Origin of the sequence: Pseudoalteromonas sp. RB2-MNA-CIBAN-0110 (genome assembly GCF_040309305.1) — a bacterium.
GTDB classification, from domain to species: Bacteria; Pseudomonadota; Gammaproteobacteria; order Enterobacterales; family Alteromonadaceae; genus Pseudoalteromonas; species Pseudoalteromonas arctica.
Map to the genome: position 1 here is coordinate 38,609 of NZ_JBEOOQ010000003.1, position 16,431 is coordinate 55,039.

Annotated in this window: 14 protein-coding genes; 4 read left to right on the forward strand and 10 right to left on the reverse strand. The window is 39.2% G+C overall.

From position 1 onward, the window contains the following. Window positions 1-2 precede the first annotated feature (2 nt). Window positions 3-836 carry a CvfB family protein gene (locus tag AAEY68_RS02845; protein ID WP_024590152.1) on the forward strand — a complete coding sequence of 278 codons (834 nt, stop codon included), beginning with the start codon at window positions 3-5 and terminating at the stop codon, window positions 834-836. Between the two features lie 43 nt (window positions 837-879). Here AAEY68_RS02845 and AAEY68_RS02850 read toward each other — a convergent pair whose 3' ends face one another. From AAEY68_RS02850 to gyrA, 10 genes are all read right to left on the reverse strand, one after another. After that, window positions 880-1,254 (reverse strand): hypothetical protein, encoded by a 375-nt coding sequence (locus tag AAEY68_RS02850; protein WP_007583062.1) that lies wholly within the window; start codon window positions 1,252-1,254, stop codon window positions 880-882. A 93-nt stretch (window positions 1,255-1,347) separates the two neighbouring features. After that, the gene (gene pyrF / locus AAEY68_RS02855) at window positions 1,348-2,052 is read right to left on the reverse strand and encodes an orotidine-5'-phosphate decarboxylase (protein WP_010552857.1); all 705 of its coding nucleotides are present in this window, start codon (window positions 2,050-2,052) and stop codon (window positions 1,348-1,350) included. Window positions 2,053-2,403: 351 nt separating this feature from the next. After that, window positions 2,404-3,540: a lipopolysaccharide assembly protein LapB gene (lapB, locus tag AAEY68_RS02860; protein ID WP_010552858.1), complete on the reverse strand. Its 1,137-nt coding sequence runs from the start codon at window positions 3,538-3,540 to the stop codon at window positions 2,404-2,406. Window positions 3,541-3,542: 2 nt separating this feature from the next. Beyond that, window positions 3,543-3,824, reverse strand: a complete 282-nt coding sequence (locus AAEY68_RS02865; RefSeq protein ID WP_007583056.1) for a lipopolysaccharide assembly protein LapA domain-containing protein — start codon at window positions 3,822-3,824, stop codon at window positions 3,543-3,545. A gap of 21 nt (window positions 3,825-3,845) precedes the next feature. Beyond that, a complete protein-coding gene (gene ihfB / locus AAEY68_RS02870) occupies window positions 3,846-4,133 on the reverse strand; it encodes an integration host factor subunit beta (RefSeq protein WP_007583054.1) in 288 nt (95 codons plus the stop codon). Between the two features lie 67 nt (window positions 4,134-4,200). Continuing rightward, window positions 4,201-5,868, reverse strand: a complete 1,668-nt coding sequence (rpsA, locus tag AAEY68_RS02875; RefSeq protein ID WP_002961176.1) for a 30S ribosomal protein S1 — start codon at window positions 5,866-5,868, stop codon at window positions 4,201-4,203. A gap of 95 nt (window positions 5,869-5,963) precedes the next feature. After that, a complete protein-coding gene (gene cmk, locus AAEY68_RS02880; protein WP_007583052.1) occupies window positions 5,964-6,674 on the reverse strand; it encodes a (d)CMP kinase in 711 nt (236 codons plus the stop codon). Between the two features lie 106 nt (window positions 6,675-6,780). Further along, entirely contained in the window at window positions 6,781-8,058 is a 1,278-nt protein-coding gene (gene aroA / locus AAEY68_RS02885; protein WP_024590150.1) for a 3-phosphoshikimate 1-carboxyvinyltransferase, read from the reverse strand. Next, window positions 8,058-9,140: a 3-phosphoserine/phosphohydroxythreonine transaminase gene (gene serC, locus AAEY68_RS02890; RefSeq protein ID WP_197151488.1), complete on the reverse strand. Its 1,083-nt coding sequence runs from the start codon at window positions 9,138-9,140 to the stop codon at window positions 8,058-8,060. Before serC ends, aroA begins: the two co-directional genes overlap by 1 nt. 321 nt (window positions 9,141-9,461) lie before the next feature. Then, window positions 9,462-12,161, reverse strand: a complete 2,700-nt coding sequence (gene gyrA / locus AAEY68_RS02895) for a DNA topoisomerase (ATP-hydrolyzing) subunit A (RefSeq protein ID WP_007583046.1) — start codon at window positions 12,159-12,161, stop codon at window positions 9,462-9,464. A 176-nt stretch (window positions 12,162-12,337) separates the two neighbouring features. On the opposite strand from gyrA, the gene ubiG reads away from it, so the two are divergent. The 3 genes from ubiG (at window position 12,338) to nrdA (ending at window position 16,419) form a co-directional block, all read left to right on the forward strand. After that, a complete protein-coding gene (gene ubiG, locus AAEY68_RS02900; RefSeq protein WP_008171708.1) occupies window positions 12,338-13,048 on the forward strand; it encodes a bifunctional 2-polyprenyl-6-hydroxyphenol methylase/3-demethylubiquinol 3-O-methyltransferase UbiG in 711 nt (236 codons plus the stop codon). Beyond that, on the forward strand, window positions 13,048-13,728 hold the full coding sequence (locus AAEY68_RS02905; RefSeq protein WP_350585432.1) for an HAD family hydrolase: 681 nt from the start codon (window positions 13,048-13,050) through the stop codon (window positions 13,726-13,728). The genes ubiG and AAEY68_RS02905 overlap by 1 nt, the downstream gene beginning before the upstream one ends. Before the next feature lie 408 nt (window positions 13,729-14,136). Then, window positions 14,137-16,419 carry a class 1a ribonucleoside-diphosphate reductase subunit alpha gene (gene nrdA, locus AAEY68_RS02910; protein WP_010552863.1) on the forward strand — a complete coding sequence of 761 codons (2,283 nt, stop codon included), beginning with the start codon at window positions 14,137-14,139 and terminating at the stop codon, window positions 16,417-16,419. Window positions 16,420-16,431: the final 12 nt, after the last annotated feature.

Sequence of the window (16,431 nt, forward strand, 5' to 3'; positions counted from 1 at the left end):
TTATGAGTTACCTAGGAACCACACAAACATTATTTGTAAAAGAAGTGAGTAACGAAGGTGCTTACTTAGATGGTCATGATTTAGGTGAAGTGTTTTTACCAAAACAAGAAATTAAACATGAGCTTGAAGCGGGCGATAGCATTAGTGTATTTATCTTTTTAGACAACGCTAACTTAGCAACTGCCACAACTAAAAAGCCACACGCACAAGTAGGTGAATATGCCCTGCTTCGCGTTAAAGAAATTAATAGTATTGGTGCGTTTTTAGATTGGGGTCTTGAGAAAGATGTACTAACCCCGTTTAACGAACAAAAACCACGCATGCAAGAAGGTCACTCATATTTAGTTCGTTTGTACCTTGATAATGCAAGCCAACGTATTTGTGCATCAAACAACTTTAATCGCTTCCTATCTAAAGATGAGCCGCAATATACTCACTTACAAGAAGTGGATTTAATTGTTGCTGGCAAAACAGATATTGGCTACAAGGTATTAATTGAAGAATCGCATTTCGGTGTTGTTTTTTATAATATGGTATTTAAAAGCTTATTTGTGGGTCAAAAGCTTAAAGGCTTCATTCAGAAAGTACGTGAAGATGGAAAAATTGATGTTGTATTAGAAAAACCAGGTATGGGAAAAGTAAGTGACCTTGGTGAAACTATTATGCAAAAACTAAAAAATGAAGGTGGTGTTATCCCATTAGGTGATAAATCTGAACCTGAAGCAATAAAAAAGATGTTTTCTACTAGTAAAGCTAATTATAAAAAAGCAATTGGTGGATTATTCAAACAAGAGTTGATAGATATTGAAGCGAAATCCATTCGCTTAAGATCTTAATTATAAATAATAGGCTGTAATTACTAATATTATCTGTTTGTAATTAACCTAAAATATACTTATAAGGCAATGTACATTGCGTATATTGCCTTGAATAATCAAGCACTTCACCTTTTGACTCTAGGTTAAGCGGTGCCAAACGAAAAACCTTCTTTTCGCATTCTATTTTTTTATCATCAAGCTTAGATATGCAATCAGTTACTGTTATATGCTGAGATGTAAGTGTATCCTCATTTTTGTAACACAGGTGGTGTGCATAATCTTGCATTGTTTGTTTAAAATCGAACATATTGACAGGGTAATTCGTGATTATATCTGTTACTGATGTAACATCATCATATGCTTTATTAGAAAAAAGATTTTTATTTACTGAAAAACCCGCAACAATAATAATTATAAAACCTAATAATAACTTCAAAACAAACCCCTACTACATTTCAATCCTAATAATGTAACATAAAATATACATGAGGTAAGGGCTTTTAGCACTATATTGCTGCTTTTTGTTAAATTATGCTATAGATCTATTAACATCACTAAGCACTTTTACGGGATCATCCGCCTGAGTAATAGGTCGTCCTATAACTAAATAATCACTTCCTGCATCTATTGCTTGCTTAGGAGTCATAATACGCTTTTGATCGCCAGCATCACTGCCTTCAGGACGTATACCTGGTGTTACAAGTTTAAAGTTCTCACCTAACTCTGCTTTTAAAGCTTTTGCTTCTTGTGCAGAACACACAACGCCATCAAGCCCTGCTTCCTTTGCAAGCTTAGCTAAATATATAACTTGCTCTTGAGCAGATTTATCAACGCCTAAACGCTTTAGTTCTGTTTCATCCATGCTTGTTAATACAGTAACCGCGATAAGTAATGGCGCTTTATCGCCAAATTGTTCCAGAGCCGATTTAGCTTTGCTCATCATTTCAAAACCACCAGAAGCGTGAACGTTTACCATCCACACACCCATTTTCGCAGCTGCAGTAACAGCTTTAGCTACTGTATTAGGGATGTCATGAAATTTTAAATCTAGAAAAACATCAAAACCTAAATCAATTAACTCTTTAACAAATGCAGGTCCAAAATAAGTAAACATCTCTTTGCCTACTTTAAGACGACATGTATCAGGAGAAAGTTGTTTAACAAAGTTTAAAGCAACCTCTTGATCATCGTAATCTAATGCTATAAGAATTTTTTTTGAGTGTTCGAAAGACATGACTATCCTAATGTATGGCTATAATACCAATCCGCAATAATACTTAATCAATTTGAGGACCAAATCTGACGCTAACTGCGTTAAAAATTTCTTATATAGAACAATAATATTACGAAATTTTTTGCCTTGTTATCGACACAATTTTCTTACCTCAAAACAGACCACTTAATTAAGCGAATTGATATAAAGTAATTGTATAAGTAGATTTAATGCAATAGTGCTAGCTGGTAATTTGAGAGAAGGTGTAGAGAAATTTATATAGACACAACATCAAAAAATTCCAACCCAGTAAACTCTCAGTTTAATTTGCTAAAATTATCATAGTTAAATCCGATATTATTTAAGGGGTTATTAAAATCCGTCTAAGCCTCGACTTGGAACAATGGTTTCCCAATGCTTACAAGAAGGGCAATTCCAATATATGGTGTAGCTTGTAAAACCGCAATGCTGACATTGGAAATCAGGTTTTGTAGCAATATAAGAGGTTACAAGCTTATCAATTTCATTAAGTACTTCTTTAGTATTTTTATTTTGGTCACCCATTAATTGCAGTAAAAAACTGAAACCACGAATAGTAGGTTGACGTTTTAAGCTATCAGTTAGAAATTCAAAGGCTTGTTTAGTGTGTCCTTGCTCAAGCAATGCTTGGCAATGTTTTATTTTAATTAATACACCGCCCTTTTCTAACAAGTCACTGACTAATTCATGAAATTGATGCGTTAAATTTAATTGTTTATAGCTGTGAGCTAGCTCATCAATAAACAACGGCGCAAACAAAGTGAATTGTGATACAAGCTCACGCCAGTAATAAATAGCTTTAACGTAATCTTCTTTCGCGTAAGCAACTAATCCTAACTCGTAAAGCGGACGTACGGCTTTATAATTTAAGCTAATCGCTTTTCTCATTAGTTGGGGTGTGTTATCACTTAAAGCTGATTCACAATAAAAATTAGCAATCGCTTTAAATTGTTGTTCTTTTGAAAATAGTTCGCTGTGGGCTTCAAACATGTTGATGCCTTTTTCCCATTCACGGGTTTGCGAATATAAAGTAATAATAGGGTCTAGCGCTTCTACATGGCCAGCCTTAACTAACCAAACTAAGTGCTCTTCTGCACTATCTAGTAGACCAGCCATTATATAATCTTCGGCAAGTTCTAAACGGCTAGTTGCAGCTTGTTGTTCATTTAAGCCTGGGTGTTTTAATAGAAGTTCATGAATTTTAATTGCGCGGTCTAATTCACCTCTACGGCGAAACATGGTGGCAAGTGTAGAATAGTGTTCAACAGAGTCAGCTGAAACTTCAAGCAAATTAATCAAGTGCTCTAAGCCTTGGTCTTCTTCTCTGTCGAGTAGAAACTTTAAGCCTTTGCTGTATTCAGAAGTGATCTGACGATTTAGTTGATGAGCTTGGTTTTTAGCACTGTTTTTACCCATAATCCAGCCGTAACCGGCGGCAACAGGTAATAGTAAAAACAAAAGCTCAATCATAGTTAGGTGTCTTTATTCGCGGCAAGCTTTTTTTTATCTTTTTCAGGCGCTAATTGCTTTTTTAAGCGGTAGTTTTGCCACTTTAATTGTGAAAACAATTTAAAGCTAATAAAACAACCCACTAAAACACCTAATAAAAAGCAGATACTTATTATTACAGCTAAAGGTAGTGTATTACTGGCTATAATATAATTTATTTGTACTAACTGTGGGTTTTGTGACCCTAATACAAATGCACTGATAAGGCATAGCGCAACCAGAATAATTTTTAATACCTTGAACAAGTAACTACTCCACTAAGTTAACTAGGCAATGCTTTCATTTACGCGGTCGCGTAATTCTTTGCCTGGTTTAAAATGAGGTACATGCTTTCCTTCCAGCTCAACTGTATCGCCAGTCTTAGGATTACGGCCTGTGCGAGGAGCGCGGAAATGCAAAGAGAAACTACCAAAACCTCTGATCTCAATACGATCTGAAGTAGATAATGAGCCGGCCATTTGTTCAAGAATTTCTTTTACAGCATTCTCAACATCTTTCACTGGAACGTGTGCGTGTTGTTCCGCAAGTGTTTCTATCAGTTCTGACTTAGTCATAGCGTTTCCTTAAAAAGAGATATAGGAAGGGCAAAAAATGCCCTTCCAACTAAAAACTAATTATATATTAGTCTTTTTGTGCATTTGCGAAAGCAGCTGCCATTGCGTTTTCAAACACTGGCTCTTCTTTCTTAAGCTTCTCTAGTACTTCTTTCTCTTCTGCTTCGAAAAGAGCTTTTACAGATAAGCTTAAAGTGCGGTTCTTACGATCAACACCAACGTATTTAACTTCAATCTCGTCGCCTACAGAAACAACAGTAGTTGCATCTTCAACGCGTTCTTGAGCGATATCAGCTACACGGATGTAACCTTCAACGCCTTCGATAAGTTCAACAGTTGCGCCTTTCGCATCAACTTCAGTCACTTTACCTTTAACAATAGCACCTTTTTTGTTTGCATCAAGGTAGTTATTGAATGGGTCAGCTTCGATTTGCTTAACACCTAGAGAGATACGTTCACGCTCTGGGTCAACTTGCAATACGATAGCAGTGATTTCGTCGCCTTTCTTGAATTCACGTACAGCTTCTTCGCCAGGTGTATTCCAAGAAATGTCTGAAAGGTGTACAAGACCGTCAATACCACCGTCAAGACCGATAAAGATACCGAAGTCAGTGATTGATTTGATCTTACCAGTAACTTGATCGCCTTTGTTTTGTAGACGAGCAAATTCCTGCCAAGGATTAGCAATACATTGCTTAAGACCAAGAGAAATACGACGACGTTCTTCGTCAATTTCTAAAACCATAACTTCAACAGTGTCGCCTAAGCTAACAACTTTTGAAGGATGGATATTTTTGTTAGTCCAATCCATTTCAGAAACGTGTACTAAACCTTCAACGCCTTCTTCGATTTCCACGAAACAGCCGTAATCTGTAAGGTTAGTAACACGACCAGAAAGTTTAGAACCTTCTGGGTAACGACCAGCGATAGCTGCCCATGGATCTTCACCAAGCTGTTTAAGGCCTAGAGATACACGAGTTTTATCTTTGTCGAATTTTAGAACTTTAACTGCGATTTCGTCGCCAACATTAACGATTTCTGAAGGGTGCTTAACACGCTTCCAAGCCATATCAGTAATGTGTAGTAGACCATCAACACCACCAAGGTCAACGAATGCACCGTAGTCAGTAAGGTTCTTAACGATACCTTTAACTTCTTGGCCTTCAACAAGGTTAGCAAGAAGCTCTTCACGTTCTTGTGAGTTTTCAGATTCGATAACTGCACGACGTGAAACAACAACGTTGTTACGTTTTTGGTCAAGCTTGATTACTTTAAATTCAAGCTCTTTGCCTTCAAGGTGAGTTGTGTCACGTACTGGACGAACATCAACAAGTGAACCAGGTAGGAAAGCACGGATTGAATCAACTTCAACTGTGAAACCGCCTTTAACTTTACCGTTGATAACACCAGTAACAGTCTCTTGCTCTTCACATGCTTTCTCAAGACGGATCCATGCTTCGTGACGCTTAGCTTTCTCACGAGAAAGAATAGTTTCACCGAAACCGTCTTCAATTGCATCTAGTGCAACATCTACTTCGTCGCCTACAGCAACTTCAAGTTCACCAGCAGCATTTTTGAACTGCTCTGCAGGGATAGCACTTTCTGATTTAAGACCAGCATCTACAAGTACAATGTTATTCTCGATAGAGATTACTGTACCTTTAACGATAGAGCCTTGCTCTGCTTCAAAACCCTTTAAGCTTTCTTCAAATAACTGCGCAAAATTTTCTGACATACGAATATACGTCTCATATATTAATACCAATAAGCAACCATGCTGCATGGGGTTGTTAAAATAGCACTGGCATCCTGCTGGCGCATAAAATGTGTTTAGCTTCGTTTAGGAAGCTTACCTTCAGAGATTGCAATATCCAATAAAGTTATTACCTTATCAAACACTTGCTGTGCATTGAGCTCGCTAGTATCAAGCTCAATAGCATCATCTGCAGGTACAAGCGGAGCAACGGCACGATTCATATCGCGCTCGTCACGAGCTTGAATGTCCTGTAATAGACCACTTAGTGTAACATCAAGACCGCGCGTATTCAACTCAACAAAGCGTCTACGAGCACGCTCTTCTGCACTTGCTGTTAAATATATTTTTAACGGCGCATCTTGAAAAACCACAGTGCCCATATCACGGCCATCGGCAATTAAGCCGTTTTCAGTGCGAAATGCACGCTGGCGACGTAATAACGCTTCACGAACGCGAGGTAATGCTGCAACCTTTGACGCTGCAGCGCCCACTTCTTCATTACGAATAGTAGTGGTTACATCTTCGCCTTCTAAAATAACTTTTCCTGCATTAGTTTGGCTATCTACCAAAAACTGCACATCTAAATTTGCAGCAAGAGGGACAAGCCCTTCTTCATTGTCTAATGCAATTTGGTGATGAAGTGCAGCTAAAGATAAAACGCGATAAATCGCACCGCTATCTAATACATCCCACCCTAACTTGTCGGCTAACAAGCGACAAACAGTTCCTTTACCTGAACCACTTGGGCCATCAACGGTGATCACGGGCATTAATAACGCCTGCATTTAAAACCTCCTGCAATGCACACCTAAATAAACCGCGACATTATACGTCAGTTATTAAAATATATCTGCTATTAGTGTGTAACTTTTGTAATTACTTCTAATTAGCTTATTCACTGACTGACGCTAAAACATTGAAAAATGTAGGAAATGTTTTATAGGTACACTTTGGATCATTAATCGTTATTGGCTTTCCACCAACGGCAACCATTGCAAAACACATGGCTATACGGTGATCGTCGTAAGTGTCTATTGCTACATCGTTGAAGTGTTTAGGCGGTGTGATTTCTATAAAGTCATGCCCTTCTACCACTTCTGCACCTACTTTTCTAAGCTCAGTTGCCATCGCATATAAACGGTCTGTTTCTTTTACTCGCCAGTTATAAATGTTACGAATGGCAGTTGGGCCTTTAGCGAAAAGAGCAACAGTTGCAAGGGTCATAGCAGCATCAGGAATTGCATTAGCGTCAATATCTACGCCTTTTAATTCGCCTTTGCGAACAACTAAACGCTCATCATACCAATCGATTTTCGCGCCTACTTGCTCCATTACTTTAGCAAAGCCTATATCACCTTGAACTGATTTAGCACCCACGCCTTTAATTTCAATCTCGCCGCCAGCAATTGCAGCCGCAGCAACAAAGTAAGAAGCAGAAGATGCATCGCCTTCAACCATAATTCGTTCGAGTGATTGATACTGTTGACCACCTTTAACTTTAAAAGTTGCATAATCACTGTGTTCAACATTAACACCAAAACGTGCCATTACATCAAGCGTAATATCAATATAAGGTTTAGATACTAAAGTACCTTTAATAGTTATCGTTGTATCACCGCTAAATAATGGCGCTGCCATTAATAGAGCCGTTAAAAATTGACTTGAAATACTACCGTCAATTTCAACCTCACCACCTTTTATTTGACCACCTACAATTTTAAGTGGTGGATAGTCTTTGTGTTTTGTATAGGTAACATCACCACCAAGCGCTTGTAGAGCATCAACCAAGTGCCCTATCGGACGCTCTTCCATACGTGGCTCGCCAATTAGCTCATACTCACCAGCAACGGCAGCAAGTACAGCCGTTAAAGGTCTGTAAGCAGTACCTGCATTACCTAAAAACAAGGGCTCAGTAGGTGTATTAAACACACCACCAACTCCCTCTACGGTCGCTACAGTGTGTTCATCATTTAAAGTTACATTTACACCTAATAACTTTAAAGCACCCAGCATATGGCGTATATCGTCACTATCAAGTAAGTTTTCTACAACGGTGGTACCGTTTGCCAGTGCTGCTAATAATAAAATTCTGTTCGATAGACTCTTTGAACCTGGTAGGGTTACCGTACCATTTACTTTAGAAATAGGTTCTAAACGGAGCTGCTCCATTAGCTGTGCTCCTTTGCAAATGCAGCCATAAAATCTACAAGTGCTTGAACACCTTCAAGAGGCATAGCGTTATAAATACTTGCGCGCATACCGCCCACAATTCTGTGACCTTCAAGTGCAAGTAAACCGGCCTCGTTCGATTGAGCAACAAATTTGCTATTTAAGCTTTCATCGTTTAACCAAAATGGAACATTCATGCGTGAGCGGCAATGTTTAGCGACTATATTTGAATAAAAATCTGAGTTATCGATAAAATCATACAGTAAATTTGCTTTAGCAATATTTTGTGCTTCCATGGCTTTTACCCCACCATTGCTTTCAAGCCATTCAAATACTTCAGCCGCTAAATACCATGCAAAGGTAGGTGGGGTATTAAACATACTGCCCTGCTTTGCTTCAAGTGCGTAATCTAAAATACCGGGCTTTGGCAAACCTTCGCGCTCAAGTAATGCTTTACGAACAATAACAATTGATATGCCCGATGGACCGATATTTTTTTGCGCACCAGCGTAAATCAAATCAAATTTATTAACGTCTATCTCACGCGATAAAATAGTTGAAGACATATCAGCAATAATCGGAGCTGTTGGGTGGCTTGGTACATCAAAAATCTCTAAGCCATCGACAGTTTCATTAGGGCAATAGTGGATGTACGCAGCGTCTTCTGGCAATTCCCAGTCAGCAACGTCTTTAATTGAAAACTCACCATCAGCATCATTACGGACATCCGTAAAAGACGTTTGAGTAAACTTATTCGCTTCATCTCTGGCGCTTTTCGACCATACGCCATTCTCGCAATAAAACGCTGTTTTGCCTTCTTGGTGTAAGTTTAATGGCACAGCACTAAACTGGCCACGACCACCACCATGCATAAACAGCACTTCAAATTCATCACTAATATTCATTAGGCGACGAAGGCTAGCTTCACATTTAGCTGTAAGCGCTAAAAACTCTTTACTACGATGGCTAATCTCCATCACAGACACACCTAGGTCTTGCCAATCTAGAAACTCTTTTTGCGCCTTTTTCATAACCGCTTGCGGGAGCATAGCTGGCCCCGCACAAAAATTATATTTACTCATTACCTTTGCCTCATTCCAGTAATTTAACTACTAAGCATGAACATTTAATACCAATCCGCTAAACCTTTAAAATTTAATGAATAATACCAATCCGCAATAATACTTAATCATTTTGCGGGGCTAAACGTGTCGCTACTTGCGTTAAAAAATTCTCATTTAGAACAATTAAATAGCGAATTTTTTGCCTAGCTATCAACACGTTTTTCCACCCTCAAAATAGATCTCTTAATTAAGCGAATTGGTATGAGTATAATTTCACACCCTATTAATTTTTTTCAACAACATTAAAAAAAGCGGCCAAGGCCGCTTTTTCAATATCAATTATTCTGAAGGAGGATTATCATCCGCTACTTCATCAATAACCGTATCTACTGTTTCAACGTCTTCAATATCAATTAAGTCACTTTCTGTAACTTCAATCTCTTCTATACGTTGTAAACCAACTACTTGCTCTCCGTCAATAGTTCTGATCAAAATAACACCTTGTGTGTTACGTCCAACCGTTGAAACTTCATTAACGCGAGTTCGTACTAAGGTACCACGATTCGAAATAATCATTATTTCATCGTTGTCATCAACTTGCACAGCACCAACAACAGCACCGTTACGTTCACTCACCTTAATTGATACAACACCTTGTGTTGCACGGCTCTTAGATGGGTAATCTTCAAGTTGTGTACGCTTACCGTAACCATTTTCAGTTACCGTTAGAATGGCACCGTCAGTTTTTGGTACAATTAACGATACTACGCGTTGCTCGTCTGGCATTTTAATACCACGAACACCTGTAGCAGTACGACCCATTGGGCGAACACCTTTGAAGCGAATCTCAGGGTTACCTTCTTCGTCTAATACTGGGTTGCCGTTTTCATCAACAACTGTTGTTTCTTCAGCTTCTTTGAAGCGTACAACTTTACCTGCATCAGTGAACAACATAATTTCGTTGCTACCATCGGTAATATCAACACCAATCAAGCTATCGCCATCATTTAAGTTAACAGCAATAATACCGCTTGCACGTTGACGACTGTAAGCCGTTAATGGTGTTTTCTTAACTGTACCGAATGCAGTTGCCATAAAGATATATTTATCTTCTGCGTACTCGCGTACTGGCAATATAGCAGTTATACGTTCATCAGCTTCAAGTGGTAACAAGTTAACAATTGGCTTACCGCGCGCTGCACGACTTGCTAGTGGTAACTGATACACTTTAAGCCAATATAAACGACCGGCCGTAGAGAAACATAAAATAGTATCGTGTGTATTTGCAACTAACAGACGTTCAATGAAATCTTCATCTTTCATCTTCGTTGCTGACTTACCTTTACCACCACGACGTTGTGCTTCGTAATCAGACAATGCCTGATACTTCACATACCCTTCGTGAGAAAGCGTTACAACAACGTTTTCTTCAGTAATTAAGTCTTCAAGGCTGATATCGTGAGCCGCTGCATTAATCTCAGTACGACGTTCGTCGCCATACTGCGCTTTAATTTCAACTAGTTCGTCACGAATAACTTCCATTAAACGCTCAGGTGTTGCCAAAATATAAAGTAGTTCAGCAATTAACTCTAATAACGCTTGATATTCAGTTAAGATTTTTTCGTGTTCAAGACCAGTAAGCTTGTGTAAACGCAAATCTAGAATTGCTTGAGCTTGTTGCTCAGAAATATAGTATTGACCGTCGCGAATACCTAAATCATCAGCAAGCCAATCTGGACGGGCTACATTATCTTCGCCTGCTTTTTCAAGCATACCTTGTACATGACCTAATTCCCACGGACGTGCAGTTAAAGCAATTTTAGCTTCAGCAGGTGTTGGGGATTTACGAATAAGCTCGATAATTGGGTCAATGTTTGCAAGCGCAATTGCTAAACCTTCAAGAGTATGAGCACGGTCACGCGCTTTGCGTAAATCAAACACGGTACGACGAGTTACTACTTCACGGCGGTGAATAATAAACTCTTCAAGCATTTCTTTTAGATTAAAACACTTAGGTTGGTTGTTAATTAATGCAACCATATTCATACCAAACACAGTTTGTAACTGAGTTTGTGAATACAAGTTATTTAAAATAACTTCGCCTACATCACCACGTTTAATTTCAATAACGATACGCATACCGTCTTTATCTGATTCATCACGTAGTGCACTAATACCTTCAATTTTCTTATCTTTAACAAGCTCAGCAATTTTTTCAATTAAACGGGCTTTATTAACTTGATAAGGAATTTCGTGAACGATGATTGTTTCACGGCCTGTTTTTTCATCGGTTTCGACGTCGGCGCGTGCACGCATGTACACTTTACCACGGCCAGTTAAATAGGCTTGTTCAATGCCTTTTTTACCGTTGATAATTGCAGCCGTTGGGAAATCAGGACCAGGAATATAATCCATTAACTCTAAAATAGTTAAATCAGGATTTTGAATAAGTGCCAAACACCCGTTCACAACTTCAGTTAAGTTATGTGGTGGTATATTTGTAGCCATACCTACTGCAATACCCGACGAACCATTCACTAATAAATTAGGGACTTTCGTAGGTAACACGTCAGGGATGAACTCAGTGCCGTCGTAGTTAGGAACGAAATCAACCGTTTCTTTTTCAAGATCGGCTAATAACTCATGCGACATTTTTGCCATACGTACTTCTGTATAACGCATTGCCGCTGCTGAATCACCATCAACCGAACCGAAGTTACCTTGGCCATCTACAAGCATGTAACGTAGTGAGAATGGCTGAGCCATACGAACTATCGTGTCATAAACTGCACTGTCGCCGTGTGGGTGGTATTTACCGATTACGTCACCGACCACACGGGCCGATTTTTTGTAAGGCTTGTTCCAGTCATTACTAAGCTCGTTCATTGCAAACAAAACGCGGCGATGAACAGGTTTTAAGCCGTCACGTACGTCTGGTAATGCACGTCCTACTATTACGCTCATTGCGTAATCTAAGTAGGAGTTTTTTAACTCGTCTTCAATATTGACTGGCAGAATTTCATTGGCGAGATCAGTCATTTGATATCACATTCCTTCAGTATCAGCTCTCAACAACCCGGTATTGGGTATTAAGAGTATTGTTATTATTTCTAACAGCCATGCTATCACAATTAATTTTAATTTACAGGCGCAAAACTTTGCGATTTATCAATTTAGCCCTATATAATGGCCTCAGATTGACGAGGAAGTATTTTATGACCGAACATCAAAATGTAGATCACGCAGAAATAGCAAAATTCGAAGCCATCGCTGAGCGTTGGTGGGACCTAGACGGAGAATTCAAACCTCTTCACGAAATTAACCCGTTACGTTTAGACTTTATAGCAAACAAAACGCAAGGCTTATTCGATAAAGAAACACTCGACGTTGGCTGTGGCGGCGGTATTTTAAGCCAAAGCATGGCGCGTATGGGTGCAAAAGTAACTGGCATCGATATGGGCCAAGAACCTTTAACTGTTGCTAAGTTGCACAGTTTAGAAACTGGCGTAAATGTAGATTATATAAAAGTGCCTGCAGAAGAGTTTGCAACACAGTACCCTGAGCGCTTTGATGTAATAACGTGTATGGAAATGCTTGAGCACGTTCCCGACCCAGCATCTATCATTCATGCTGTAGCTGCACTTGCCAAACCAGGCGCGGACGTGTTTTTTTCAACCCTGAACAAAACACCTAAAGCATATTTATACGCGATTGTTGGCGCTGAAAAACTCTTAAAAATGGTGCCTGAAGGTACACACGACCATAAAAAGTTTATAAAGCCTGCACAGCTTATTGCATGGGCAGAGCAAGCCGGTTTAAAAGTTCGTGCAAGTACAGGGCTTTCTTATAACCCACTATCAAAGCAATATACGCTCAATAGTGACGTTAGCGTAAATTACATACTTTATTTTGAGAAGTTAGCTTAATGGCTAACTCTCAAGCCCCCCTACCCCTTATTGAATACGATGCATTTTTATTTGATTTAGACGGCACCCTACTCGACACCGCTGATGATTTAGGTGCCGCTTTAAACGCAGTTCTTATTAGCAATAAAATAAAACCTGTTAGTAGTGATATATACCGTCCTGCCGCATCTAACGGCGCAGGCGCATTATTAGAGGCTGGTTTTAAAGAATTATGGGCTAAACAACCCCAAAGCGAGCTTATAAAGCAATTAGTTGACGAGTACGCCACAAACATAGTAAATCACACTCGTTGCTTCAGCGGAGTTGAATCGTTACTTATCGCCCTTGATCAGAAAAAGATCAAATGGGGGATCATGACTAATAAACCAGAGTTTTTAACCGATCCTTTAGTGGCAGCTATTCCCGCATTAAAAAATGCCAGTGTAGTAATAAGTGGCGACACATTAGCTGAAGCTAAGCCATCACCTTTAGCACTGCTACATTGTGCAAAGCTTATGCAGGTAGAACCAAGCCGTTGTTTATACATTGGTGATGCACAGCGTGACATACAAGCAGGCAAAGCGGCAGGTATGCATACCGCAACGGCACTTTGGGGTTACATCCCAAGTATTGATGAAGCCAACAGCTGGAATGCTGATTTTAACTGGCAAAGCCCAATTGATGGTTTTAACCATATATAGTGCTATGTTAATTATTAAACACTATATATTGTGATTGTGTTAGTTTTCACACAAAGCTTGCTGATAAAAAAAGCAGTCAAAATTTATTTTTAAAATGCGTAAATTTAGCAGATCATTAGTTGATTTTTGCATATTTCAACTTAAATGATTGTTCGAAGGTGAGTGTCTACTAACACAAATGCGTTATCCCAAAGTTATCCACAAACAGGGGCAATTATGTCCCTTGCAAAACAACTCAGACCACACTATCTTGTGATCTCTAAATTGAACAACACCAGATATTGTGGCCAAATGTTATTCAATTAAATTCGCCAATACGGTGAAACCTATAATAAATGAGTATGTACCTTGCTTCGGCGAGGCATAAAGCATTGGTCAAAATACATAATTCCCAAGGAATACAGGCAAATGAACCAACAGTTATCTGTAAGCAAACGTGACGGGCGCAAAGAGCCTCTTGATCTGGATAAGATCCATCGCGTTATTGAATGGGCCGCCGAAGGTTTAAGCAACGTTTCGGTTTCGCAAGTTGAATTAAAATCGCACATTCAGTTTTACGACGGTATTCGTACTAAAGACATTCACGAAACCATCATTAAAGCAGCAGCGGATCAGATTTCAAAAGAATCGCCTGATTATCAATACTTAGCTGCACGTTTAGCTGTATTCCATTTACGTAAAAAAGCGTACGGTCAATTTGAGCCACCACGTTTATTTGACCACGTAACAAAAATGGTTGGCGATAAACGCTACGATGCTCACTTATTAGTAGATTACACAGAGCAAGAATTAGACGAGCTTGATGCATACCTTGATCATTCTCGCGATCTTAACTTTAGCTACGCGGCTGTAAAACAGCTTGAAGGTAAGTATCTCGTTCAAAACCGTGTATCGGGTGAAATCTACGAAAGTGCACAGTTTTTATATATTTTAGTAGCAGCGAGCTTATTCTCTGACTACCCACGTGAAACACGCGTTTCTTACATTAAGCGCTTTTACGACGCAGTATCGTTATTTAAAATATCTCTACCAACGCCAATTATGTCGGGTGTACGTACACCTACTCGCCAGTTTAGCTCGTGTGTATTAATTGAATGTGGCGATAGCCTTGATTCAATCAATGCAACGTCGTCAGCTATTGTTAAATACGTTTCACAACGCGCAGGTATTGGTATTAATGCTGGTCGTATTCGTGCGCTAGGTAGCCATATTCGTAACGGCGAAGCGTACCACACAGGTTGTATTCCTTTTTATAAGCACTTTCAAACAGCTGTTAAAAGTTGTTCGCAAGGTGGTGTACGTGGCGGCGCTGCAACATTGTTCTACCCGCTTTGGCATTTAGAAGTAGAGAACCTACTTGTACTTAAAAATAACCGTGGTGTAGACGACAACCGCGTTCGTCACCTAGATTACGGCGTACAGTTTAATAAACTAATGTACTCTCGTTTAATTAAAGACGACTACATTACGTTATTTAGCCCATCAGATGTGCCAGGCCTTTACGATGCATTTTTTGAAGACCAAGCTGAGTTTGACGCGCTTTACGTAAAATACGAACAAGACGAATCGATTCGTAAAAAACGCATTAAAGCCATTGAGCTTTTCTCTATGTTTGCGCAAGAGCGTGCAAGTACAGGTCGTATTTATTTACAAAATGTGGATCACTGTAATACACACAGCCCGTTCATTGCTAAAGTTGCGCCTATTCGCCAATCTAACTTATGTTTAGAAATTGCATTGCCAACTAAGCCACTTAATAACGTAAATGACGAAGAAGGCGAAATTGCCCTTTGTACACTGTCTGCGTTTAACTTAGGTGCAATAGAATCACTTGATGAGCTTGAAGAGCTAGCTGAACTTGCAGTACGCGCACTTGATAACTTACTTGATTTCCAAGACTACCCAGTACCGGCTGCTAAAAATGCAACTATGGGTCGTCGAACGTTAGGTATAGGCGTGATTAACTACGCATACTACCTAGCTAAAAACGGTAAACGTTATTCAGATGGCAGCGCAAATGCATTAACACATAAAACCTTTGAAGCTATTCAATACTACTTGATGAAAGCATCAAACGAGCTTGCTAAAGAGCGTGGTGCCTGTCCTAAGTTTAACGAAACAACGTATTCACAAGGCATTATGCCAACAGATACGTACAAACGTGATTTAGATAAAATTTGTGATGAGCCACTTCATCTTGATTGGGATACACTACGTGCAAATATTAAAGAGCACGGTATGCGTAACTCAACACTAAGTGCGTTAATGCCATCAGAAACATCGTCGCAAATCTCTAATGCAACAAATGGTATTGAACCACCACGTGGACATATTAGCGTTAAAGCAAGTAAAGACGGTATTTTAAAGCAAGTTGTTCCTGAGTATGAGCGTTTAAAAGATCAATACGAGCTACTGTGGGACATTCCATCAAACGATGGTTACTTGCAGCTTGTTGGTATAATGCAAAAATTTGTAGACCAAACAATTTCTGCAAATACAAATTATGATCCAAACAAGTTCGAAGGCGGTAAAGTACCTATGCAAGTCTTATTAAAAGACTTACTAAGCGCGTACAAACTAGGTGTTAAAACCTTGTACTACCACAATACTCGTGATGGTGCCTCAGATATGCAAGAAGATACTCCAGAAGTGGAAGATGATGATTGTGAAGGCGGCGCGTGTAAAATATAACTGCTGATTTTT